The sequence below is a fragment of the Paraclostridium sp. genome (assembly GCF_051656405.1).
GTDB lineage: Bacteria > Bacillota > Clostridia > Peptostreptococcales > Peptostreptococcaceae > Paraclostridium.
Window position 1 is genome coordinate 1 of sequence record NZ_JBOGBV010000012.1, and the last position, 23,351, is coordinate 23,351.

At 28.4% G+C, this 23,351-nt stretch carries 25 protein-coding genes and 1 other annotated feature; of the genes, 19 read left to right on the plus strand and 6 right to left on the minus strand.

Annotated elements, in window-relative coordinates:
- Window positions 1-109: 109 nt before the first annotated feature.
- Window positions 110-454 carry a PqqD family protein gene (locus ACRDDE_RS01845; protein ID WP_438625141.1) on the plus strand — a complete coding sequence of 115 codons (345 nt, stop codon included), beginning with the start codon at window positions 110-112 and terminating at the stop codon, window positions 452-454.
- A 50-nt stretch (window positions 455-504) separates the two neighbouring features.
- Here ACRDDE_RS01845 and ACRDDE_RS01850 read toward each other — a convergent pair whose 3' ends face one another.
- A complete protein-coding gene (locus tag ACRDDE_RS01850; protein ID WP_021433332.1) occupies window positions 505-1,110 on the minus strand; it encodes a superoxide dismutase in 606 nt (201 codons plus the stop codon).
- A 231-nt stretch (window positions 1,111-1,341) separates the two neighbouring features.
- On the opposite strand from ACRDDE_RS01850, the gene ACRDDE_RS01855 reads away from it, so the two are divergent.
- Together ACRDDE_RS01855 and ACRDDE_RS01860 are read left to right on the plus strand one after the other, a co-directional pair.
- On the plus strand, window positions 1,342-2,055 hold the full coding sequence (locus tag ACRDDE_RS01855; protein WP_438625143.1) for a M48 family metallopeptidase: 714 nt from the start codon (window positions 1,342-1,344) through the stop codon (window positions 2,053-2,055).
- A 63-nt stretch (window positions 2,056-2,118) separates the two neighbouring features.
- Window positions 2,119-2,371 (plus strand) — a binding site (T-box leader).
- Between the two features lie 83 nt (window positions 2,372-2,454).
- Entirely contained in the window at window positions 2,455-3,768 is a 1,314-nt protein-coding gene (locus tag ACRDDE_RS01860) for a Na+/H+ antiporter NhaC family protein (RefSeq protein ID WP_438625145.1), read from the plus strand.
- An 82-nt stretch (window positions 3,769-3,850) separates the two neighbouring features.
- Here ACRDDE_RS01860 and ACRDDE_RS01865 read toward each other — a convergent pair whose 3' ends face one another.
- Window positions 3,851-4,198 (minus strand): hypothetical protein, encoded by a 348-nt coding sequence (locus tag ACRDDE_RS01865; RefSeq protein WP_021433329.1) that lies wholly within the window; start codon window positions 4,196-4,198, stop codon window positions 3,851-3,853.
- 200 nt (window positions 4,199-4,398) lie between these two features.
- Between ACRDDE_RS01865 and ACRDDE_RS01870 the strand changes: the two genes are divergently transcribed.
- The 7 genes from ACRDDE_RS01870 to ACRDDE_RS01900 all read left to right on the plus strand — a co-directional run bounded on the left by ACRDDE_RS01870 (window position 4,399) and on the right by ACRDDE_RS01900 (window position 11,359).
- Window positions 4,399-4,617: a FeoA family protein gene (locus ACRDDE_RS01870; RefSeq protein ID WP_438625146.1), complete on the plus strand. Its 219-nt coding sequence runs from the start codon at window positions 4,399-4,401 to the stop codon at window positions 4,615-4,617.
- Window positions 4,618-4,637: 20 nt separating this feature from the next.
- The gene (gene feoB, locus ACRDDE_RS01875; RefSeq protein WP_438625147.1) at window positions 4,638-6,542 is read left to right on the plus strand and encodes a ferrous iron transport protein B; all 1,905 of its coding nucleotides are present in this window, start codon (window positions 4,638-4,640) and stop codon (window positions 6,540-6,542) included.
- Between the two features lie 17 nt (window positions 6,543-6,559).
- Window positions 6,560-6,883 carry a DUF2325 domain-containing protein gene (locus ACRDDE_RS01880; RefSeq protein WP_021431074.1) on the plus strand — a complete coding sequence of 108 codons (324 nt, stop codon included), beginning with the start codon at window positions 6,560-6,562 and terminating at the stop codon, window positions 6,881-6,883.
- 212 nt (window positions 6,884-7,095) lie between these two features.
- Entirely contained in the window at window positions 7,096-7,233 is a 138-nt protein-coding gene (locus tag ACRDDE_RS01885) for a hypothetical protein (protein ID WP_438625150.1), read from the plus strand.
- Between the two features lie 259 nt (window positions 7,234-7,492).
- Window positions 7,493-8,194, plus strand: a complete 702-nt coding sequence (locus ACRDDE_RS01890; RefSeq protein ID WP_021433324.1) for a response regulator transcription factor — start codon at window positions 7,493-7,495, stop codon at window positions 8,192-8,194.
- The gene (locus ACRDDE_RS01895) at window positions 8,169-10,331 is read left to right on the plus strand and encodes a sensor histidine kinase (protein WP_438625152.1); all 2,163 of its coding nucleotides are present in this window, start codon (window positions 8,169-8,171) and stop codon (window positions 10,329-10,331) included. The genes ACRDDE_RS01890 and ACRDDE_RS01895 overlap by 26 nt, the downstream gene beginning before the upstream one ends.
- Before the next feature lie 350 nt (window positions 10,332-10,681).
- On the plus strand, window positions 10,682-11,359 hold the full coding sequence (locus ACRDDE_RS01900; protein ID WP_438625153.1) for a YczE/YyaS/YitT family protein: 678 nt from the start codon (window positions 10,682-10,684) through the stop codon (window positions 11,357-11,359).
- Window positions 11,360-11,424: 65 nt separating this feature from the next.
- On the opposite strand, the gene ACRDDE_RS01905 is transcribed toward ACRDDE_RS01900, so the two are convergent.
- Window positions 11,425-11,865 carry a hypothetical protein gene (locus ACRDDE_RS01905; protein WP_438625154.1) on the minus strand — a complete coding sequence of 147 codons (441 nt, stop codon included), beginning with the start codon at window positions 11,863-11,865 and terminating at the stop codon, window positions 11,425-11,427.
- A gap of 75 nt (window positions 11,866-11,940) precedes the next feature.
- Between ACRDDE_RS01905 and ACRDDE_RS01910 the strand changes: the two genes are divergently transcribed.
- Entirely contained in the window at window positions 11,941-13,062 is a 1,122-nt protein-coding gene (locus ACRDDE_RS01910; protein ID WP_438625155.1) for a serine/threonine-protein kinase, read from the plus strand.
- Between the two features lie 89 nt (window positions 13,063-13,151).
- On the plus strand, window positions 13,152-13,562 hold the full coding sequence (locus tag ACRDDE_RS01915) for an FxLYD domain-containing protein (protein WP_035116802.1): 411 nt from the start codon (window positions 13,152-13,154) through the stop codon (window positions 13,560-13,562).
- 82 nt (window positions 13,563-13,644) lie between these two features.
- Here the strand turns inward: ACRDDE_RS01915 and gltS are convergent, their stop codons facing one another.
- The 3 genes from gltS to ACRDDE_RS01930 all read right to left on the minus strand — a co-directional run bounded on the left by gltS (window position 13,645) and on the right by ACRDDE_RS01930 (window position 17,156).
- Complete coding sequence (gene gltS, locus ACRDDE_RS01920) at window positions 13,645-14,910, minus strand: sodium/glutamate symporter (RefSeq protein WP_438625157.1); 1,266 nt, start codon at window positions 14,908-14,910, stop codon at window positions 13,645-13,647.
- Window positions 14,911-15,086: 176 nt separating this feature from the next.
- On the minus strand, window positions 15,087-16,421 hold the full coding sequence (locus ACRDDE_RS01925; RefSeq protein ID WP_438625158.1) for a uracil-xanthine permease family protein: 1,335 nt from the start codon (window positions 16,419-16,421) through the stop codon (window positions 15,087-15,089).
- Window positions 16,422-16,463: 42 nt separating this feature from the next.
- A complete protein-coding gene (locus ACRDDE_RS01930) occupies window positions 16,464-17,156 on the minus strand; it encodes a cyclase family protein (protein WP_438625159.1) in 693 nt (230 codons plus the stop codon).
- A gap of 218 nt (window positions 17,157-17,374) precedes the next feature.
- Here ACRDDE_RS01930 and ftcD point away from each other — a divergent pair, with 218 nt between their 5' ends.
- The 7 genes from ftcD to ACRDDE_RS01965 all read left to right on the plus strand — a co-directional run bounded on the left by ftcD (window position 17,375) and on the right by ACRDDE_RS01965 (window position 23,341).
- A complete protein-coding gene (ftcD, locus tag ACRDDE_RS01935; RefSeq protein WP_021433315.1) occupies window positions 17,375-18,316 on the plus strand; it encodes a glutamate formimidoyltransferase in 942 nt (313 codons plus the stop codon).
- Window positions 18,317-18,331: 15 nt separating this feature from the next.
- The gene (locus ACRDDE_RS01940; protein WP_438625161.1) at window positions 18,332-19,876 is read left to right on the plus strand and encodes a dihydroorotase; all 1,545 of its coding nucleotides are present in this window, start codon (window positions 18,332-18,334) and stop codon (window positions 19,874-19,876) included.
- Window positions 19,877-20,039: 163 nt separating this feature from the next.
- On the plus strand, window positions 20,040-20,651 hold the full coding sequence (locus ACRDDE_RS01945; RefSeq protein WP_438625162.1) for a cysteine hydrolase family protein: 612 nt from the start codon (window positions 20,040-20,042) through the stop codon (window positions 20,649-20,651).
- 182 nt (window positions 20,652-20,833) lie between these two features.
- Entirely contained in the window at window positions 20,834-21,388 is a 555-nt protein-coding gene (locus tag ACRDDE_RS01950) for a UbiX family flavin prenyltransferase (RefSeq protein ID WP_021431058.1), read from the plus strand.
- A 1-nt stretch (window position 21,389) separates the two neighbouring features.
- Complete coding sequence (locus tag ACRDDE_RS01955) at window positions 21,390-22,730, plus strand: UbiD family decarboxylase (protein WP_438625163.1); 1,341 nt, start codon at window positions 21,390-21,392, stop codon at window positions 22,728-22,730.
- 27 nt (window positions 22,731-22,757) lie between these two features.
- Entirely contained in the window at window positions 22,758-23,018 is a 261-nt protein-coding gene (locus tag ACRDDE_RS01960) for a BMC domain-containing protein (protein ID WP_438625165.1), read from the plus strand.
- Between the two features lie 11 nt (window positions 23,019-23,029).
- Window positions 23,030-23,341, plus strand: coding sequence for a hypothetical protein (locus tag ACRDDE_RS01965; protein ID WP_438625166.1), 312 nt, complete (start codon window positions 23,030-23,032; stop codon window positions 23,339-23,341).
- The last annotated feature ends 10 nt before the right edge of the window (window positions 23,342-23,351 follow it).

Here is a 23,351-nt window from a genome sequence, read left to right on the forward strand (position 1 = left end):
AGTGCAGGACCAAGTGGATTTGCATCTGGAAATATGATGGCAATAATACTTTTAATAGTATTAGTAGGACTTACTGCATGGCCAATAATAACATCTAAGGTAAAAAATAATGAAAAATAATGAAGAAGTTTTAAATTTAGTTTTTAAAAAAAGTGAGAATATTGAATATGAAGTAAGTTCTGATGGTATAGTCACTATACTTGAAAAACAAGATCATAAGGTTCAGAACTTTTTTAGAAAATTAAAATTTAAAATTCCTATGTATAAAAAGATGGAATTAGATGAATATGGCAGTTTTATATTCTTACAAATTGATGGTAAAAAAAATGTAGAAGAAGTAGGAATAAAATTAGAAGAAAAGTATGGAGAAGAATCACACCCTCTGTATGAGAGATTACTTTTATTTTTAAATCACATTGATGTTAACTGTCATTATATTGAAAAAATTGATTAAAAAAGAAGAGGATATCTTAATATTTACTATTAAGATATCCTCTTTTTATATTATGAATTGTAAAGATTTGAAACTTTTTTCCAATCTATTATATTCCATATGTTATTTACATAGTCAGCTCTAAGATTTTGATATTTTAGATAATAAGCATGCTCCCAAACATCAATTGTAAGGATAGGGACTAAACCATCTTGAAGGTTTGTGTCTTGGTTTGATGTAGATTTTATAAATAAATTTTTATTTCTATCCATAAGTAAAGATGCATAACCTGATCCAAATTGTGCTATAGCTTTTTTACTTAATTCATCCTTTAAATTGTCAACATTTCCAAAAGTTTGGTTTATTTTTTCTAGTAAGTTACCTTCTGGAACTAGAGAAGCTTTGGGAGATAGAATTGAAAAATATAAGTTGTGATTATAAACCCCACCACCTTGGTTTATAACTCCTTGTCTAATTTCTTCTGGTAAGTCAGACACATTTTTTAGCAATTCCTCTAAACTTTTTCCATCAAAAATATCTTCATAGCCTTTTAAAAGATTATTTAAATTATTTACATAAGTTTGTAGATGTTTACCATAGTGTATCTCTACAGTTTTAGCATCTATATATGGTTCTAATTCATTGAATTTATATCCTAACTCTATTTTATCATACATTTAAAACACCCCTTTTTATTAGTATAATATATATATTCCCTTAAGTTCAATATATAAACTAATTTAATAAAAATAATCATTATCACTTTTGAAAATAAGTTTTAGCAATCTTAAAATTTTACTTTTTATGATATTTATGTAATTATATTATTAAATTAAACAAATTAGAAAATTATATTTTTAGAATTAATAATTGGTAACAATTAAAAAATAGTTGTCAGGAGATAAGTTATGGAAGTGACATTCATGCATAAAAATAGAGAAATAAAATTTAATATAATTTATAGAAAAAGGAAAACGATGAGTCTAGAAATTAAAAAAGATGGGATTATTAATGTAATTGCGCCTAATGGTTTGGACGAAAGTTTTATAGTTGATAAAGTAAAAAATAAATCTGATTGGATAATAAAAAAATTAGACGAAATTGAAGTTCTAAATAATAATCGATATATAAGAAGTTATGAGAGTGGAGATATATTTTTATATTTAGGTAAGGAGTACATATTAGAAGTTTTGGTAGATAAAAGCATAATTGGAACTAGTGTTAGTTTAGAAAATAATAAATTAATAGTTAGATCAAACTCCAATAATAAAGATGTTATACAACGTGCTTTAAAAAATTGGTATACTGATGAAACATTAGGTATTGTTAAAGAAAGAATAAACTATTATAATCCCTTTTTTGTAGATACAGTAACCGCTATAAAAATTAAAGATCAGAAGTCAAGATGGGCTAGTTGCACTTATAAAAATGAAATACTATTTAATTTAAGATGTTCTATGATGCCTATACAAATAATTGATTATATAGTTATACATGAAATGTGCCATATGGAGCATAGAAACCATTCTAAGGACTTTTATTTAGCTGTGGAAAGAATTTTACCGGATTATAAGGAAAGAGTTAAATGGTTGAAAAATAATGGAGTGCGAATGAATTTTTAGAAAATTCTATAAAATGGTTGACAAAGTATAATAAAGTGTATAATATGTAAAATATAAATAAAATTAAAGGCGAAGAAAAGGAAAGTAACTTTAAGAATACTTTTACAGAGAGCTTTTGTTGGTGAGAAAAAGCAAAGGATATTAAAGTGAAAATGGCCTTGGAGCTGTGTACCGAGATCTTTATGATTTAGGCTACAACGGGTTCACCCGTTACAGTGATAGAGTATAACCAAAATTTTGGCGTACTTGATGAGGTTTGTATTGCGAAATACAAATAAATTAGGATGGTAACACGAATTCAACTCTCGTTCCTAAGATTAAGTTCTTAGGGTCGGGAGTTTTTTTATTTCCAAAATTGAGGTTATGTTAAAACAATAAAAAATGAAGGGAGATTAAACAATGAAAAAAGAAGTAAAAAGAGGTAATCCATTAGCTTTATTACCATTAGGGGTATTTTTAGTATTGTTTGTAGGAAGTGGAATTATAACTGGGGATTTTTATAAGATGCCAGCATTAGTAGCTTTCTTAATAGCAGGAGGTATAGCTTTATTATTTAATAAAAAAGAAAATTTAGAAACTAAGATGAATGTATTTTGTAAAGGTGCAGGAGATACAAATATTATATTAATGGTTATTATATTTTTATTAGCTGGAGCTTTTTCAAGTGTAGCAAAGGCTATGGGTGGGGTTGACTCAACTGTAAATTTAAGTTTATCAATATTACCATCAAATCTTTTAGTAGCAGGATTATTTATTATAGGATGTTTTATATCAATATCTATGGGAACATCAGTTGGGACTATAGCTGCATTAGCACCGATTGCTCTAGGCGTAGCTCAAAAAACTGGCATTCCAGTTCCGTTAGTAATAGGGGCAGTTGTTGGAGGAGCTATGTTTGGAGATAACCTATCAATGATATCAGATACAACAATAGCAGCTGTAAGAACACAGGGATGTGAGTTAAAAGATAAATTTAAAATGAACTTTTTAATAGTATTACCAGCAGCTATTGCAACAGCTATCATTTTAACAGTAGTAACACTTGGATATGGGAATGTAGCAACTCAATCTTATGAGTATGATATTATAAAAGTTTTACCTTATATATTAGTTTTAGCAGGAGCTTTAATAGGTGTAAATGTATTTGTTTTGCTTGGAAGCGGAATATTGTTTGCAGGAGCTGTGGGAATATTTTCTAATTCATTTGATATTTTAGGGTTTATAGGTGCTGTATCAGAAGGCTTAGGTGGAATGTATGAACTAAGTTTATTAGTAATTGTAGTTGGCGGAGTTGTATCATTAATTAAGTTTAATGGGGGAATTGATTATATACTATATTTCATAACTAGCAAAATAAAAAGTAAGAAAGGTGCAGAGTTTGGAATAGCAGCATTAGTAAGTGTTATAGACTTATGTACTGCTAATAACACAATAGCAATTGTAACAGCGGGACCTCTAGCAAAAGATATAGCCGAAAAATATGATATAGATCCAAGAAAAACAGCTAGTATATTAGATATATTTTCATCATGCTGGCAAGGTGTAATACCTTATGGAGCTCAGTTGTTAACAGCAGCAGGGATAGCGGGAATATCACCAGTTGAAATAATAAAATATCTTTATTATCCAGGATTAATGTTTGTTTGTGGAATAGCAGCAATTACTTTTTCACAAGTAGTAGTTAAAAAAAGTAGTTTAAAAGAAAATATATAAATTAGAATAAAATTATAAAAAGAAGTTAGAACATAAAATTGCTTATACTGTGCTAACTTCTTTTTAATTTTCATTATAAAAACTATATTTTAGTTAATATAATAGTATCATTTTTGAATTTAATATTATAATCAGCAAATATAACTAAAGTTTCATGAAGTCCGACACTTGAAATAACACCCATTCCTTGTAAAAATGAAATATTAGCCATGCCAGCAATCATAGGGGCAAATCCTATAGAGCCCATAAAGGCTGAATCAGCACTTTTATTTCTTAAGCTGTATTTACATCTATTTCTATCAGAATCTTTTATATTTACGTTATCAAGAACTTTTAATCCTTTTACAATTCTTTTATCAGTTACAGTAATTTTGTTTTCTCTATTTTTTAAAGCTAAATCTAATTCAAATTTTGTATCTGCTGTATGCATAAAAAATTTCCTTTCTAAAATGTAAAATTATAATAATATTATAGCATGAATGTATATACAAGCTAACAAGTAAATTAAAAAAATATTGAAAGTTATTGAAAATCATTATCAAGAGTGGTATTATTTAAATGTATGATAATTGTTTTCAAATGAAATGTGAAAATAGATGAAAAATAATCTTAAAAAGGGGAGATGGTTTCGTGAGTGTAAATAAACTTTCGACAGGAAATAGCGCAATAGTCGATTATGTATTTGGTGAAAATGATTTTACTAAAAGGCTATTAGCTTTAGGCTGTATAGAAGGGACTAAAATTACTGTGAAAAAAGTAGCTCCATTAGGAGACCCAATTATAGTAAATTTTAGAGGGTTTGATATAGCTTTAAGAAAAAAAGAAGCTGAATATATAAAAATAAAATAGCATTACAGGGGGATTTAATTATGATTAATGTAGCATTGGTTGGTAATCCTAATGTTGGGAAAACGACTGTATTTAATGCAATAACTGGTCTTAGTCAAAAAGTTGGGAATTGGCCGGGAGTTACGATAGAAAAAAGAGAAGGGCATTTTGGAAAAAATATAAATATTGTAGATTTACCAGGAATTTATGCAATGGATACTTTTTCTAATGAAGAAAAAATATCTAAAAACTACTTAGATGAAGAAAATGTTGATGTAATAGTAAATGTAGTTGATGCAGCTAATTTATCAAGAAACTTATACTTAACAACGCAGCTTATGAAATATAACAAGCCCATAGTGATAATTTTAAATATGGTAGATATGGCAAATTCAAAGGGCATAAAAATTGATCATGAAAAGCTTGAAAAAGAACTTGGAGTAAAGATAGTTCCTATGATAGCAAAGAAAAAAGTTAATGGTGATATTCTTGAAAAAATAATTTTAGAGAATTCTAAATCGTTAGTTATATATAAAGAATATCCACATGAAGAATATAAGACCTATAAAGAATTAGAAAAATCATTAAGTAAATGTATAATAACTGAAAATGACAATAAGAAAAATTTAAGTGATAAAATTGATGACATAGTTTTAAATCCTATACTGGCGTATCCAATATTTATAGGACTATTATATACCTTATTTAAATTTACTTTTGATTGGGTAGGAGGACCATTACAAGAATTTTCAGCAGGAGCAATAGAAACGTACATACAAGGACCTGTAAGTGAGTTGATAGCAAATTCAAGTCCGTGGTTTTATTCTTTAATAGTAGATGGAATTATAGGTGGTCTTGGTGGAGCACTACCATTTTTCCCATTAATATTTGTACTATTTTTAGGTATAACACTACTTGAAGATAGTGGGTATATGTCAAGAATAGCATTTTTAATGGATAAAGTTATGGCAAAAGTTGGACTATCAGGAAAAACGTTTATTCCTATGGTTATGGGTCTTGGATGTTCTTCACCTGCTATAATGGCAACGAGAACATTAGATAGTGAACAAGATAGAAAAATAACTGCTCTTATAGCTCCATTAATGACTTGTGGAGCGAAGTTACCTATATATGCAATGTTTGTTTCTATATTTTTCCCTAAAAATGCAGCTTTAGTTACAACATCTCTATATTTAATAGGAATAATAGTAGCTATCTTTGTAGCTTTATTCATAACTAGAAGTCAAAACTCATACTCAACTTCACCGTTTATAATAGAACTTCCAAAGTATTCTATGCCTACAGTTAGCCAGTTACTTAAAAATACTTGGAATAAATCAAAAGGATTTTTAATAAGGGTGTGTACTATAATGTTTGCAATGTCTATTGTTATATGGGCATTATCATCATTTAATTTTAGTGGATTTACATCTGAAATAAATGAAAGCTTTTTAGCAACTCTTGGAGGACTAGTAGCGCCTATATTTACGCCGCTTGGGTTTGGAGATTGGAGAGCAGGAGTTTCTATATTAACTGGACTTTCAGCTAAAGAAATAGTTGTCGCTACAATGGAAATTTTATATGGAGATCTAAATACGGTTCTTCCTACAATGTTTACAACTGTAACTGCATATGGATTCTTAGTGTTTAGTGCGCTTTACACTCCTTGTATAGCAGCACTTGCAACTATGCAAAAAGAGTATGGGACTAAGATGACTTTAGTATCATTTTTATATCAATTCTTTATTGCATGGGTAGGAGCATTTTATGTATACCAAATAGGTACATTAATTACTACAGGATTTGTTATTGAAAATATAATGGCACTAATTATAGGAACTATAATTATATTTGCAATAGGAATGATTATATTTAAAAAACTACAAAAAACAAATTTAAATAAAGAAGTAGATGTAAAATCTAAGCTAAAAGCTGTTATTCAATAAAGGAAGAAGGTGAACTTATGAGTGTGCTAGTTTTAGGTGGACATGAATGTATGGAGAAAGATTATAAAAGTCTTTTACGTGAAAAAGGTTATAATACGAAAATATATACAAAAATGCCATCTGGTCTTAAAAAAAGAATAGGAAATCCAGATGCTATAGTTTTATTAATGTCAACAATATCTCACAGTATGGCAGAACTTGCAATAAGAGATGCTAAAAGAAAAAAAATACCTGTTATAAAAGTTAAAAACAGTAGTAAAGAAGCTTTTTATGACTGTATAAAAGATATTGATAAATGTATCGGAGATTGTAGTCAATGTAAATTAAAATGTAGAAGCTAGTCAATATGACTAGCTTTTTATTTTTGGCTATAATTACAAAAACCATATACTTAATATGGAATTTAATAAGTTAGCAAATTAAGATAAAGTTAGAAAAAATACTATCTTTTTTCCAATTATTGGTATATTATATAAAATATAATTATAAAACAATCTATAAATTAGGGAAAATATAGATTGTTTTTATATATTTTAATTAGGGAGATGGTTTTATGAATAAGAAAAAATTAGTTATAGGGATAATAATATTTGTGCTAATATACGCAATACTTGGGGCAGGTATAAAAATAGATAAAAATGGATTTCATGGAGTTGTTAATTGGGGAGATGAATTTATAAATATTTTTTAATCAGAAAAAATATTTACATATCAAAGCTGAAACTTAGTTTAATTGGTTTCGGCTTTTTTAATTATATTATTTAATTAATTAATGAAGCTAAACTAAACCTTTAGAAAATCTTTAGATTTATATACTGATTATCTTAAAAATTTAAAGTTATTATATAATTACGATAAAGATAATGAAGGAGGTTTTAAGAAGTTGGTTAAATTAAAAAATACCTTATGATATTATATATATAGAAAAATAATAAAGTGGGGTAGAAATAATGAATTTTAATATTTTAGTTGTAGAAGATGAACAAGATATAGCTTATGCAGTAAAAGCTTATTTAAACAATCAAGGATATAATGTATTTATTGCAAATAATGGGGTTGAAGGATTATGTATATTAGAAAAAGAAACTATCCATTTAAGTATAGTAGACATAATGATGCCTAAAATGGACGGAATCGAGTTTACCATGAAATTAAGAGAAAATCATGATTTTCCAGTTATAATGTTATCTGCAAAATCTGAAGAAATTGATAAAATAACAGGATTAAATATAGGAGCTGATGACTATATTGAAAAACCTTTTAAACCTTTAGAGCTTTTAGCTAGAGTGAATTCTCAACTTAGAAGGTACAGAAAGTTTTTAAATTTAGTTGAAAAAAATATACCAAATGAAAACATACATACTATAGGTGGTTTAGAACTTAATATAAATACAAAGGAAGTTTGTGTTGATGGAAACTTTGTAAAAACAACTCCTATAGAGTTTAAAATACTTACTTTGCTTATGAAAAACCCAGGAAGGGTATTTTCAGCAGATGAAATATATGAGAAAGTATGGAAAGAAAGAGCTGTAAATACAGATACAATAATGGTACATGTAAGGAATATAAGGGAAAAAATAGAAATGAACCCTAAAAATCCAAAATATTTGAAGGTGGTGTGGGGCGTTGGATACAAAATTGAAAAACAATAAACTATATGTAAAATTAATAATAGTAATGACGATATTAATAGCGTCAATAGGAATGGTATTATCTTATCAAAGTATAAAAAAGTATAGTAATCATTTTGGATATAATATATATGAAGATAATAATGATTTCTCAAGAGAGTTAATAGAATCTACATATGGACTTTACTATAAAATTTATGATGAAAATAATGAGAAAACAAGACCATCAGATCTTATGTTAGAGCTAAAGCCTGGTGTAGATACTAATGATGATGAATATAAAAAGGAAACCAGAGATACCTTTAATAGTGAGATAAATGATTTTACTGAAAATTTAAATACAAATTTAAGAAATTTAGATTATTATGTTGTAGATAAGTCTAAAAATTTAACTAAAAAAAGTCCAAGTGGAAATTTAGATTTACTAGATAGTAATGAAAAAAATACACAAGAAAACTTAAAAGATAAATATGATTTTTATATATCTATTGACTTTGATGATAAAGGAAATATGAAGATTACCAAACTACATGGAGCAGATGAAAGAACTATCGAATCTAATTTAAACCAAAATAAAAAACTTTCTGGATATGTAGGAGAAGATATTTATGAATTAAAACCTATAAAAAATATGAAGTTTATATATGGAGTACCTGAAGATTTAAAATATATGGATAGTATACAGTATAAGAAAATAAGTGAGCAAGAGCATTCATACACTATGGCTTCTAGAGCTTTTATAAATATAGGGATAACATTTGTTATTTTGGTTGCACTAGTTATTCCATATAAGGAAATCAAAGAGTTAAAAATATTTGAAAAAATAACAAAAATACCAGTAGAATTAGTGGCATTTTTAGTTTATCTATCATTTATTTATGCCTACTTGGCTTCTGATTTACTTATAATAAAAACAGTAATGAATAAAGCGATAATAAGTTTTACTCAATTACAATTTACAACAGATATGAATAATATAATTAATTATTTAGTTAATCTGATTTATTGGGTAGTTTTATTTACAGTAATGTTTACAGGGATAATTTTATTAAAACACATTATAAAAACTAGACATACAACATACTTAAAAGACCATTCGTTGATTTATAAAGGTACAAAATATATAAATAAAAAATTAAGAAAAACAAAAAAATGGATGTTTGATATAGAGTTAGGAAGAAACAATAAAAAGAAAATAGTATCTATGTTAATTCTTAATTTAATTGTAGTAAGTTTAATATCGTGTACTTGGTTTTTTGGATTAATATTAGTTCCTATATACACTTTAGTTTTATACTTTATTATAAAGAAGAAGTATCTTTCTATAAATAGAGACTACAATAAATTACTAAATATAACTAAAGAGATAGCAAATGGAAATTTAGGTACAGAATTAAATGATAATGTAGGAACGTTTAATGTATTAAAAAATGAGATAGATAATATTCAAATAGGATTTAAAAAAGCTGTAGATGAAGAAGTTAAAAGTCAGAAAATGAAGACAGAATTGATTTCTAATGTAAGTCATGATTTGAAAACTCCATTAACATCTATAATAACTTATGTTGATCTATTAAAAGATGAAAATTTAACTGAAGAAAAACGAAAAACTTATATAGATACATTGGATAGAAAATCTGAAAGATTAAGAGTTTTGATAGAAGATTTATTTGAGGTTAGCAAAGTCAATAGCGGTAATGTACATTTAAATATTATAGATGTAGATGTAGTGTCTTTGATGAAACAGACATTAGTTGAAGTAGATGATAAAATAAAAGCTTCAAATTTAAAAATAAGAACAAATTTCCCAGAAGAAAAATTAATATTGAAATTAGATAGTCAAAGAACGTTTAGAGTATTTGAAAACCTGTTAATAAATATAAGTAAGTATGCGATGGAGTACTCTAGAGTGTATATTGATATAATAAGTGAATCTGAAGTTTTAAAAATAAGCTTTAAAAATATGACATCTGAAGAGATTGATTTTGATGTAGAAGATTTAGTTGAAAGGTTTGTAAGAGGAGATAAATCTAGGAACACAGAAGGTAGCGGTTTAGGTCTTGCCATCGCAAAGAGCTTTGTTGAGCTTCAAGGCGGAAGTTTTAATGTTAGTACTGATGGAGATTTATTTAAGGTAGTTATAACTTTAAAAAAATAGAAGTAAAATTTGTTATAGAGCTGTAAATTATGTTTAAAGAGTAAGCATGATTTTACAGCTCTTAAATTATTAAATTTATATATTTTTAAAATGAATTTTAAAAATATATAAAAAATTTTATTTTAAAAAATATTTTTTTAAAAGTGATTAAAGTATAGTAATATCAAAGGTTTAAAGGTAAGAAAAAAGACAGTAAGAAATATTATTACACCTTAAGAATGAGTAAAAAATAACAAACTTTATTGACATATTTTTGAAATTATATTATTCTGTAAAAGTCAATAAATCAAATAACCAAGTAATTAACTTAAAGTCAATTGGAATGGTAGACATACTTAGGGGGGATATGCATGAATAAACTTTTAAGCTCCGTGAAAAGGTTAACATTGTTTTTTATAGGAATGAGTATAATTCAATTTGGAGTAGCGTTATATTTAAAAACAAATATAGGCTCAGATCCATTTACAGTTTTTACACAAGGATTAGCGTGCGCATTAAATAGCATTGGGGTAAACGCTACTACAGGAACTGCAAATAGAATAATCTTAATTGTATTATTTACAATAATATTTTTAGTTCAGAAAAATCATATCAAAATAGGTACTTTAATATGTGTTATTGGAGTTGGGCCAATTATTGATATGGCTGTAAACGTTGTTACATATTTTCCAATTCAACACTATAGTTATATTGGAAAAGTAGGTTTAGTAGGATTAGGGTGTTTTATCATAGCTGTAGGATTTTCTATTCTTTCATCTACTAAGGTAGGTATGGCACCAAATGACATAATACCGTTTATTGTAAAGGATAAAATGAAATTAGAATATCGTTGGATAAGAATGGGAATTGATGCTACATTTTTGATTGCAGGATATTTATTAGGAGGTACAGTAGGACTTGGAACAGTTATATCAATGCTTATAACAGGTCCATTTATACAAACATGCCTTCCATATGGAGAAAAATTAGTTAACTTTATTTTAAATGAAGAACCTGTAAGAAATAGTGTTGAGGACTTTAACATATAATATAATAAAAACTCTTTCTTAGTTAAATTAAAATTACTAGGAAAGAGTTTTTTTATTTAGAAAAATTAAATATCTAAAAGAGTTTCAAAATTTCTATTATAAAGCAATTCATCAATTTTAGAAATATTAAGGTTTTTATTAATTCCAAAGATTAAAATACTATCTCTAGGATTTTTAGGATATAACTCTCCTACATTTCCTAATTTTAGAGCTTTATTGCTTTCTTCTAAATTTAATTTAGCAGATAAACATAGTTGAATAATTTTATCTCTGCTTGGTTTTTTACTTCCGTTTAAAATTTGATATCCATAAGTCCTATCGATTTCAGCATTTTTTATAAGTAAACTCTTGCTTATATTTTTTTCTTTACATATGTTTTCAAAAAAACTAGGAAAGCTTAAATCAGAAAAATTTTCTTTAGCAATTTTAATAAACTCATCTAGACAAGATTCATTTTCTATATTGCTTAAAACACTCATAAGTTCAACTGTTTTATCCTTATTCATATAAATAATTCCACCTCACATATTAATATGATATAATTCTATGGAAGTAAAATCAATAAAAGAGGTGCAAAAAAATTGAATATAGATGAAGAATACAAGTTATCGCTATATGAAGAATTAAAATCTATACATAAAAGTAGAAAAAGTGAAATATTTTTAGTTCAAAATACTTTAGATGAAAAATTTTATATAAAACGAGTATTAAAAGAGTATACGCTAGAAGTATACGAAAATTTAACTCATATAGACAGTAAGAATATGGCTAAAATATATGAAGTTTTTGAACATGAAGATAAATTAATAATAATTGAAGAGTTTATAAGTGGACATACGTTGCAAGAAATTTTAAAAAGAGAAGGGAATTTAAGTGAAGATATTGTAGCAAAATACATGATTGATTTATGTAATGTGTTGAAAAAAATTCATAATTTAGACCCTTGTATAATCCATAGAGATATAAAGCCTGCCAATATAATGATAAGCAATGATGGAGTATTAAAACTCATAGATTTTGATATATCAAGAGTATATAAATACGGTGAAAGCATGGATACAACTCTTTTGGGAACAAAGGGATATGCATCGCCAGAACAATTTGGGTTTGACCAAACGGATTGCAGAAGTGATATATATGCTATTGGGATAATGATGAATGTATTGACTACAGGAAAGCATACAAAAGAAATAGAAAGCGAGGGCAAACTAAAAGATATAATAAAAAAATGTACGAAAATATCTGCTAATGAAAGATATCAAAGTGTAGAAGATTTAAAAGTAGATTTAGAAAAGTTAATTAGTACAGATTGTAAAGAAGTAAAGAATTTATATAAAGTAAATAAAAAAACAGATAATGATATGAAAAATTTAAATATTAATATGAAAAAGAATAACAATTTATGGGATATATTACCAGGGTTTAGGTCTAGAAATAAGTTAAATATGATGTTAGCTATTTTATGGTATTTATTTTTGATTACTGGTCTAGTTTTTGTAGATAGTACAACAACATTTATAGAAAATATACTTGTAATAGGATTATTGTTATCATTATTTTTATTATACACTAACTTTTTAAATATAAAGAGTAAGTTACCTATGATACGAAGTAAAGAAAGGTATTTTAGTATATTTGGATATATAATTTATAGCTTTATACTTTTTATGGTTTTTGGTTTAGGACTTGAGTTACTTAAATAATAAAAAATGTGTATGCTAATAGCATACCAATAAATTAAAAATAAATTTTATAATAAAATCAAGAAGTAATTATTATTGGAGGTTTTATTATGAAAAAAGTTATAGTGGGTATATTAATAGGTATTGTAGTTGTTATAGGAGGGTGTGCAGCAATGTTTACTGCTGGAGTATCTAGTGTTGATAAAGCGGTAAATCAAGTGAAAGAAGATACTGTCAAGAATGATAGCAAAGTACAAGACTTAGCTAAAGATATGTCTTGGGAAGTAGAAAAAGATCAATTTACTACTAAAATAGTGGGAACATTTGAAAACAAAAGTAATGAAAAAATAGATTATTTACAGTTTGATTATAAATTAATAGACAAAGAAGGAACAGTTATTGAAAGTTCGTTTACTAATGAGACAGATATTATGCCTAAAGAGAAAAGAAAAGTAGAAATATTATGTTCTAAGAATAATTTTGATAAGTATGAAATAACAGCTAAATCAAGTGCATTTTAATAAAAAAGAGTTGCCTTTAATTAAAGGCAACTCTTTTTTTGGCTTAAGAAAATTATATTTATATTATCATGTAATTAAAATTTTATGATAGCATATTTATAAACATTATTATAGTAGGGATTGCAACTAGATCAATTAAAAAGGCACATACAATTGGTATTGTAAAAAATGCTTTCTCTGAGTACCCATATCTACTACATATTGAATTCAAGTTAGCAAGTGCATTTGGAGTAGCACCAAGTTCATGACCTATAAATCCACCAACCATTACGGCCGCATCATAATCCTTACCTAATAATTTAAACATTACAAATACAGTAAATAAAACTATAAATAATACTTGCATTAAAACTATAATCAACATAGGTAATCCAAGTGTTTTTAATTCCCAAAGTTTAATACTCATAAGGGCCATAGTTAAAAATAAATTTAAACTTATATCACCTAAAAGTTCGAAGCATGAAGAGTCAACATCTATAAATTTAAATTTATCATTACCATTTCTAAACAACATAGCAACTAAAATACCACCTACATACTCAGGCAATGCATAACCTGTTATTTTACCTATAAAATTGCTAACAACATACCCTAATGACATACAAGTAGTCAATATAAAGATATGTTTAATAAATTCTGAAGAATCCAATTTTGATGATACTTTAGAATCGGATGCTATTGCAATTTCACTATTTATATCGTCTTCAATTTCGATATGGTTATGTAAGTTGTTTGAAAGAGAATCTTTTGGTTTTAATTTATACTTCTCAATTAAAAATTTGGAGGTTGGAGCTCCCACAAATCCACCACAAATAAGCCCTAATGTTGCAGCGGCAAGACCTATAGTATTAGCACCTACAACTCCCATTGATTCTAAAGTTGGACCAAAAGTTGCACTAGTTCCATGACCACCACCCATAGATATAGCACCACACATAAGTCCAAGTAATGGGTCAAGTCCTGTTAGTAGTGCGCCTAACAACCCTATAATATTTTGAGAAAATATAAGTATTATACAAAATATCCAGTAAATCAGTACAGACTTGCCTCCCTTTTTAATAATGTTAAAACTTGCGCCTATACCTACGGTAGTAAAGAAAGCAACCATAAATGTAGATTGTAAGCTAGTGTCCAATACAATAGTTAATATATTAAATTGATTAAGTAAAAAAACTAAAAGTGCAAAAAATATACCGCCTATAACTGGCCCAGGGATACAGAGTCTATCTAAAATTGAGATTCGTCTTTTTACTATTTTTCCTAAAATTATTAAAAAACATGTTAATGCAATCGTAGCAGCAATGTTTAAATTAAGATTAAGGATTCCGTTAATTTTATAAAGTTCCATCAAATCACTCCTTATTTAATTTAGTTAGATATTGGATTATTATACTATGAAATTATATGAAATGTAAATACAATTTAAATAATTCTTAAATTTCTTAATAAAACTTTAATTGAATGTAAAAAAAAATAACTATCTTTTTAAGTGGAATAGTTATTTCAATTAATTTTATATTGTATTTACTCAGTAGCTTTTAAAAGTATATTTAGTATTACTGCAAATATAGTCCCTGTGCTTATTCCTGAACCAAATAATAATTTTAAAGATTCAGGTAAAACTGTTAGAAGCTCGGGTCTTGTAGTTATTCCAAGGCCAAGAGCTATTGAAACAGATATTATAATTAAGTTTCTATTATTTATATTAACTTTGCTTAAGGTTTTTATTCCGCTAGCAGCAACAACTCCGAACATGACTATTCCAGCTCCACCTAAAACCGGACTAGGGATAGATGCAACTAGAGCTCCCAATTTTGGGAATATTCCAAGTAACATCATAATTATTCCTGATATTATAACTACATGTCGACTTGCAACTTTGGTGATAGGAATAAGACCGATATTTTGACTAAATGTAGTATTAGGACATACTCCAAAAAAACCAGCTAAAAAGCTACCTACACCGTCAGCTAATACTCCTTTACTCAATTGTTCACTAGAAGTTTTAATATCTGAAGCTTCACCTATTGCGATTAAACAACCTACAGTTTCTATGGTAGTTACTAGATAAGCTATAATAAATGGAGCAACTCCAGCTAGACTAAACTTTATACCATGTTCTAAGATTACAGGTATTCCAGGTAAACCTACCCAACTTGCTTCCTTTATAGGTGTAAAATCAACCAAGCCAATAGGGATACATACTAAGTAACCTACAAACATTCCTATTAAAATTGAAGAACTGCTAAGAACTCCTTTACCATATATATTAAACCCTACGACTATAACCATAACCATTAAAGCTATACAAATGTTTGTAATGCTTCCATAAGTAGGAGAACCAATACCTCCAGCACACCAATCCATAGAAACAGGAACAAGTGTAAGTCCTATTAAAGTAACAACAGTTCCTGTAACAACAGGTGGGAAAAATTTCATAAGAGGCTTTATAAATCTACTCAAAATCATTTCTATAAAGGAACCAAGTATGGTAGCACCAAATATTCCTGCAAGACCCATAGAACTACCAACTGTTATTGCGGGACCTACAAATGTGAAAGATGTACCCATAATACATGGAAGCTTAGCTCCAATTTTGTAAATACCTCTTGCCTGGATTATAGTTGCAAGCCCTGCTACAAATATTGTAGCACTAACTAACATAGCTGTAGTTCTAACATCAACACCTATTGCAGGACCTATAACTAAAGGAACTGCAACAATTCCGCCAAAAGCTGCAACTATATGTTGAAAACCAAGAAGGATTGAAAGTTGCAAATTTGGTCTATCTTCTATTTTATATAGTAATCCTGAGTTATTTTGATTTTTAATCTTTTGAGAAGAACTATTTTCACTCATAAATTCTCCTCCTAATATAAATTTTGCTGCTAGCTATAACAATTAATCTTCTAAAAGAGCAATTGCTCTTATAGGAGATCCAGAACCTTCTCTAATTTTAAGTGGTAATCCAAAATATAAAAATCTTTTGCCGACTAATTGATCAAGGTTACAAAGATTTTCTGTGTTAGTGATATCATATTCTCCACATATTAAATGACCTGAAAAATTTAAGTCTTTTGGATGATCAATTGCAGGAGCATCAACTCCTATATTAACTACTCCAGATGTTGCTAGGTACTTAGCTGCGTCATAGCTAAGCCCAGAATATTCAGTTTGCCACTTATCTGTGTTAAAATTTCTGTAATAATGACCAGTGTACATTAGCAATATATCTCCTCTTTCAATTTGTAAGTTAGATTTTTTTAAAGAAATTTCTATATCTTTAATTTCAATATACCTACTATAAGGGACATTGCTTAAATCTATACAAATAGCACTTCCAAAAAAATAATCAAGAGGCATATTTTCTATAGTCTTACCACTGGATTTATATTCCCACACAGCATCAGAATGAGTACCACCATGCTCACTTATAAGTAAATTTCTAGCAGAAAAGCCTAAAGTTTTACTTCCGGTTCTTTTCATATTTTCTTCATGAGTCATATTTGTCATTATAAAGGTAGGTTGATGCATTGGAAAAACAGACATGCCTTGATAAATTTCTTGAGATAAATCAATTACTTTAAATCCCATTAAAACATCTCCTTAAAAACTTTATTTAATAAGTTATATTCACAATAGTTAAAAAATATAATTTATAAACAAGTGTAAATGAAAAAATTAGAAAACTTACTTTAAACCGAAGAAAAATTCAATAAATAAAAATTAATCATAAGTTTGGATAAATGAAGATTTGCTTGTTTTAATAGTTTATCTACTTATTAAATTAAAAAAAATAAGGAGATAATTGTATGGAGAAAAAACAATATGTATTAGCAGTTCCAAATTTTAGTAATGGAAAAGACAAAGATGTAATTGAAGCTATTGTAGACGTAGTTAGAAATTCAAATGTAAAGTTAGTGAGCTATGAACCAGAAGCAGATTTTAACAGAACAGTTGTTACATTTATAGGTGAGCCAGAAGATGTAAAAGATGCTTTAGTTAATATGGCTAAAAAATCTATAGAACTTATAGATATGAGAGAACATAAAGGAACTCACCCTAGAATAGGAGCGCAAGATACTCTTCCTATATTCCCACTTAAAAATATAACTATAGAAGAGTGTGTGAAGCTATCAAAAGAAATAGGGGAAAGGTTACATAAAGAAAGTAAAGTCCCTATATACTTTGCAGGAGAAAGTGCTAGTACAGAAGAAAGAAAGGCATTTGCATATATAAGAAAAGGTCAATATGAAGGGGTAAGAGATCTTTTAAAAGAGATAAAAGATGATAGCAGTAGACAAGAAGAATACAATAATAGAAAGCCAGATTTAAGTGTTGATGGATTATTAAGTGAAAAAGCTGGAGCAACATTATCGAGCGCTGAAGTTAATGGGCTTACAGCTTATAATATATTCCTTGGAACTGAAAATGTAGAGATAGCTAAAAAAATAGCTAAAGCATTAAGAGGACCAAGTGGAGGATTTAGTACTGTTAGGGCAGTTGGAATTAAATTCCCAGAAAAAGAAGGAGTAGTAGTTTCTATGAATTTACTAGATTGTTATCAAACTCCTATTCATAGAGCGTTTGAATTTGTAAAAAGAGAAGCTGAGAGATATGGAGTAATAGTAACTGGAAGTCAATTAGTAGGACCTATAAAGCTAGACTATGTATTAGATACATTTAACTATTATTTACAATTAGAGGATTTTAAAAACGAACAAGTATTAGAAACTCATTTAATGGATATGTAAGGGGGATTTTAAATTATGGATTTAATTATAAAAAATGCAAACATACCTCAAGGAGACGAAATGGTTCTTACTAATATATTAGTAAAAGACGAAAAAATAGTAGGGTTTGTTGATGATATAAATATGATAGATGCAAAAGAAATTATAGATGCAAAAGAAAACTTAGTAATGCCAGGTTGTATAGATTCACATACGCATTTTATGTATCAAGGATTTCCTCATAGAGAAAACTTTTTAACAGGAACAGCAGCAGCTGCAACTGGTGGAGTTACAACTATAATTGATATGCCTTGTTGTTCAGTTCCTTCAGTTAGAAGTATAGAACAATTAGAAACAAAACTAGGTATATGTGGACCACAAGCGGTAGTAGATTATGCTATGTGGGGAGGAGTTACAGGAGAAGATGTTCGTGAAGGTTGGATGCATAATGTAAAAGAACAAGCTGATTATGGGGTAGTTGCTTTTAAAGTTTATATGACTCCATCTGTTCCAACTTATCCAAGAGTTACGGATCCAGAAATGTTTGAATGTTTTAAAGCAGTATCAGAAACAGGGCTTCCGATAGGAATACATGCAGAAAATTTTGCAATGTGTGATTTTTATGTAAATAAATTTAAAGAAGAAGGTAGACTTGATGGACCTGCTTGGGCAGAAGCTAGAATGGAGCTTGCTGAAAAGGTTGCTATAGAGTTAGGCATTAGCTTTGCTGAAGCTAGTAAAGCTAGACTTCATATAGTTCATATGAGCACGGGTATAGGGGCTAAGCTAGTAAAAGAAGCTAAAATGAGAGGGTTAGACGTAACTAGTGAATCTTGTCCTCATTACTTAACTTTAAATTACCAAGATGCTATGACTGAATATGGGCCACTTGCAAAAATAGCTCCACCTCTTAGAACTAAAAAAGATAATGAAGAACATTGGAAAGGTATAAATGATGGAAGTATAGATTTCATAGCAACAGACCATGCACCATATGAAATAGAAAGTGAAAAATTAAAAGAAGGTACGAACATATGGACTTCATTCCCAGGTATACCAGGAGTTGAGACTATGGTACCTGTAATAGTAAGTGAAGGATACAATAAGGGAAGAATTTCACTAAGTAAATTAGTTGATATACTAAGTACTAATGCAGCTAAACATTATGGATTATATCCTAAAAAAGGTGCTTTAAATATAGGGTCAGATGCTGACTTTGCAATAATAGATTTAAATAAAGAATGGACTATTAAGAATGAGAATTTAGTAACTATGTGTGGATATACTCCACTTGAAGGAATGAAGTTAAAAGGAAGAATAATTAAAACTATAGTTAGAGGTAATTTAGTTTATGAATATGGAGAAGCTGGAGTTTTAGGAAAATTAGAAAATTATGATGTTGTATTTAATAACCCTGAAGAATTAACTAGTGGAGAATATAAAGTTAGTTATAGAAAAGATCATCCAGAGTTAATTGTCGAGCATGTTAAAAATATAAAAGGTATAAAGGTTAAACCAGGATTCGGTAAATTTATAAAACGTCAAACAATAAGTAAGTTAGATAAAAATATTAAATTTTAAATTTGATTAGTTATGGCGTGCTCGGTGATTGAAATCTTGTTTCTGTCGCTAAAGACCTAAAATGCGAGGTCTTTAACGCTTCTTCAACAAGGTTTCAATCACGCTCGCTAGACTATCAAATTTAAATTTTAATTTGGGAGAGAAAATAAGAGGGGGATTTATTATGAAAAGACATGCAATTTTAGTTATAGATATGTTAAATGATTTTGTGGGGGAGAAAGCTCCATTAAGATGCCCAGGAGGAGAAAAAATAATACCTGATCTTCAAAAGCTTTTTGCTTGGGTTAGAGAAAGAAATGCTAGAGGATTAGACGATGTTCAGTTAGTTCATATACAAGAAGCTCATAGGAAAAATGATGCTGATTTTAGAGTTAGACCAGTTCATGCAGTTAAAGGAACTTGGGGTTCTGATTTTATAAAAGAACTTTATCCACAAGGTGAAGAGTATATAGTTCCAAAGAGAAGACATAGTGGGTTTGCACATACTGATCTAGATTTATATTTAAGAGAAGAAAATATAGATACTGTAGTTGTTACTGGAGTATGGACTAATGTATGTGTTAGAAGTACTGCTAGTGATGCTTTATATAATGCGTATAAAGTTATAACTTTAAGTGATGGAGTGCATTCTAAAAATGATGAGATGCATGAAGCAGGGCTTAGAGATTTAAGTATATTTACAAAAGTTATGGCTATAGATGAGTATATAGATGCATGGGAAAAAGACCTAGACCCTTGGGTTGGAGGCGGAGATACAGAAAACAAAGTAGAGTAGTTTAAATAGTTTTGATATTCTGGTTTAGGCTTGGAGATGATATTTGGGATTTGCTCCATACAAGCTGGAAAGATGCTTGTAAATGTCGCTACATCCCAAAATATCACCTCAAGCCTTACAGTATATCAAAACTATATAACTTTATGTATGAGAGAAAAAGATAGGAAGTGGAAGGGAATTTTATGAAAATTGTTGTTGGAATTTCAGGTGGTAGTGGAGCAATTTATGCTTTAGGAATTTTACAAGCACTAAGAGAACTTGGTGTTGAGAGTCACTTGGTAGTTTCTAATATGGGTGAATATGTTGTTGAGCACGAGTGCGGTGTAAGTTTAGACGAGCTTAAAGAAATGGCTGACTTTTATTATGAAAATTATGATTTAGCAGCTCCGATAGCAAGTGGATCATTTAAAACAGATGGTATGATAATTGTTCCGTGTTCTATGAAGACATTGGCTTCAGTTGCTCATGGATTTAGCGAATCTTTATTAACTAGATGCGCTGATGTATGCATTAAAGATAGAAGAAAATTAGTATTACTTCCGAGAGAAACTCCTTTAAGTTCTATTCATCTTGAAAATATGCTAAAGCTTTCTAATATAGGGGTTACTATTATGCCTCCTACTCCAGGATTTTATAATCATCCTCAGGATATAAGTGATATTGTTTCATCTATTATAGGAAGGTGTCTAGATCAATTTGATATAGAACATAATTTACTTAAGAGATGGGGGGAATAACGTGGAGAGTCAAATGCTTAGATTTACTTTAGATAAATTAGAAAAATCAGGATATTTAAAAACTTGTAAAAAGAGAGTTGATAAAGAATTTGAATTAGGAGCTGTACTTAGGCATTTTGATAATGAAGCACCTATAGTTTTTAAGAATATAAAAAATTATGATATAGATTTAGTTGGTGGAGTATACGGAAATAGAAAAATATTTAATGATTTAATGGATGTAAATGAAGAAAATAGAATTTATAAATTTATGGGTGCTATAGCGAATCCAAAACCGTATAAAGAAGTTAAAAGTGGACCTATTGCTCAAAATATTATAACTAAAAATATAGATATAAATAAATTATTTCCGATTCCTACATCGCATGAAAAAGATTCATCGAATTTTATAACAGCAGGGATGCTAATAATAAAAGATCCAGAAACTAATGACACACATATGGCAGTTAGAAGATTCCAAATAAATGATAAAGACAATATGAGTGCTTTAGTATCTGGAGCTTCTCCTCATTTGAATAAGATAATTAAAAAAGCCGAATTAAATAATGAAAAGCTAGAGTGTGCAATAGTTTTAGGATATGATGCAGAATTTTTGATAGCATCTCAAATTAGTTCTTCAAAATATGGGCTAGATAAGTATGAGGTTTATAGTGCTTTAAAAAATGAACCACTTGAAGTTATAAAATGTAGTAGGGTAGATATATTAGTTCCAGCATTTTGTGAAATTGTAATCGAGGGGTATTTAGATCCAAATAAAAAAATAAAAGAAGGTCCTTTCGGGGAACTTATGGGATATTATGGTGAAGTATCAAATCATCCAACTATAGACGTTAAAGCTATAATGCATAGAGATAATCCGATTTTTCAACATGCATTTCCTTCAAGAGAAGAACATTTATCAAATGGTCTTATAAGAGAGGTTGAAATATATAGTGCTTTAAAAAATATAGTGGATGTAATAGATATCAATGTAACGGTAGGTGGAGGATGTAGACTTCATGCAGTTGTAAAGATAAACAAGAAAAATGAAGGAGATGGAAAAAGTTCTATATTGACAGCGCTTGGAAGTAGTAAAGACTTAAAACATGTGGTTATAGTTGATAATGATGTAGATATATACAGCTATAAAGATGTGGAATTTGCAATAGCTTCAAGAGTGCAAGCGAGCGAGGATGTAATTATAATACCTAATGCACTTGGAAGTCCATTAGAAGCCTCACATGTAAATAAAAGACTTAGCGATAAAATGGGGATTGATGCAACAAAGCCTTTGGACAATGAATTGTTTAATAGAGCTATAATACCAGGTTATGAAAATATAAACATAGATGATTATTTTTAACTTCTTATGTTAAAGGGGTGAGTATGATTGAAAGCACTAGGAATAGTAGAAGTAAAAAGCTTAATAGGTGCAATTCAAGCTGCGGACACGATGTTAAAATCAGCAGATGTAGAGTTAGTTGACATAGATTTGGTGGGATCAGGAATAGTTGCAGCAATTATAAAAGGAGATGTAGCAGCTGTTAAAGCAGCTGTTGAAAATGGAGAAGAAAGTGCAGAAAGATTAGCGGAAATAATATCCACTAATGTAATAGCTAGACCTCATGATGAAGTAAGTAAAATTTTATAGGTGGTGGTTAAGTGGCAGATTTACTGACAAAAGCTGTTATGAAGAATATATCAAATAAAGCACTTAATAAAAAAACATGTAAAAAAGAAGAAAATAAAAAAATTGAAAATATAAATTGTAAGGAAGTTGAAATTTTAAAAAGTATATTATACAAAAATAGTAAAAAAAATAATTTAAATAATCTTAATAATGAGAAGCATATAAATAAAGAAACGAAATTTAAATCATTAAAAGATTTAAATCACAATATAGTTGTAGATGAAAATATAAATACAAATAATAAATGTAAAAATATGATTAGTTTAAAAGATTTAGCTAAATAAGGGGGGGATA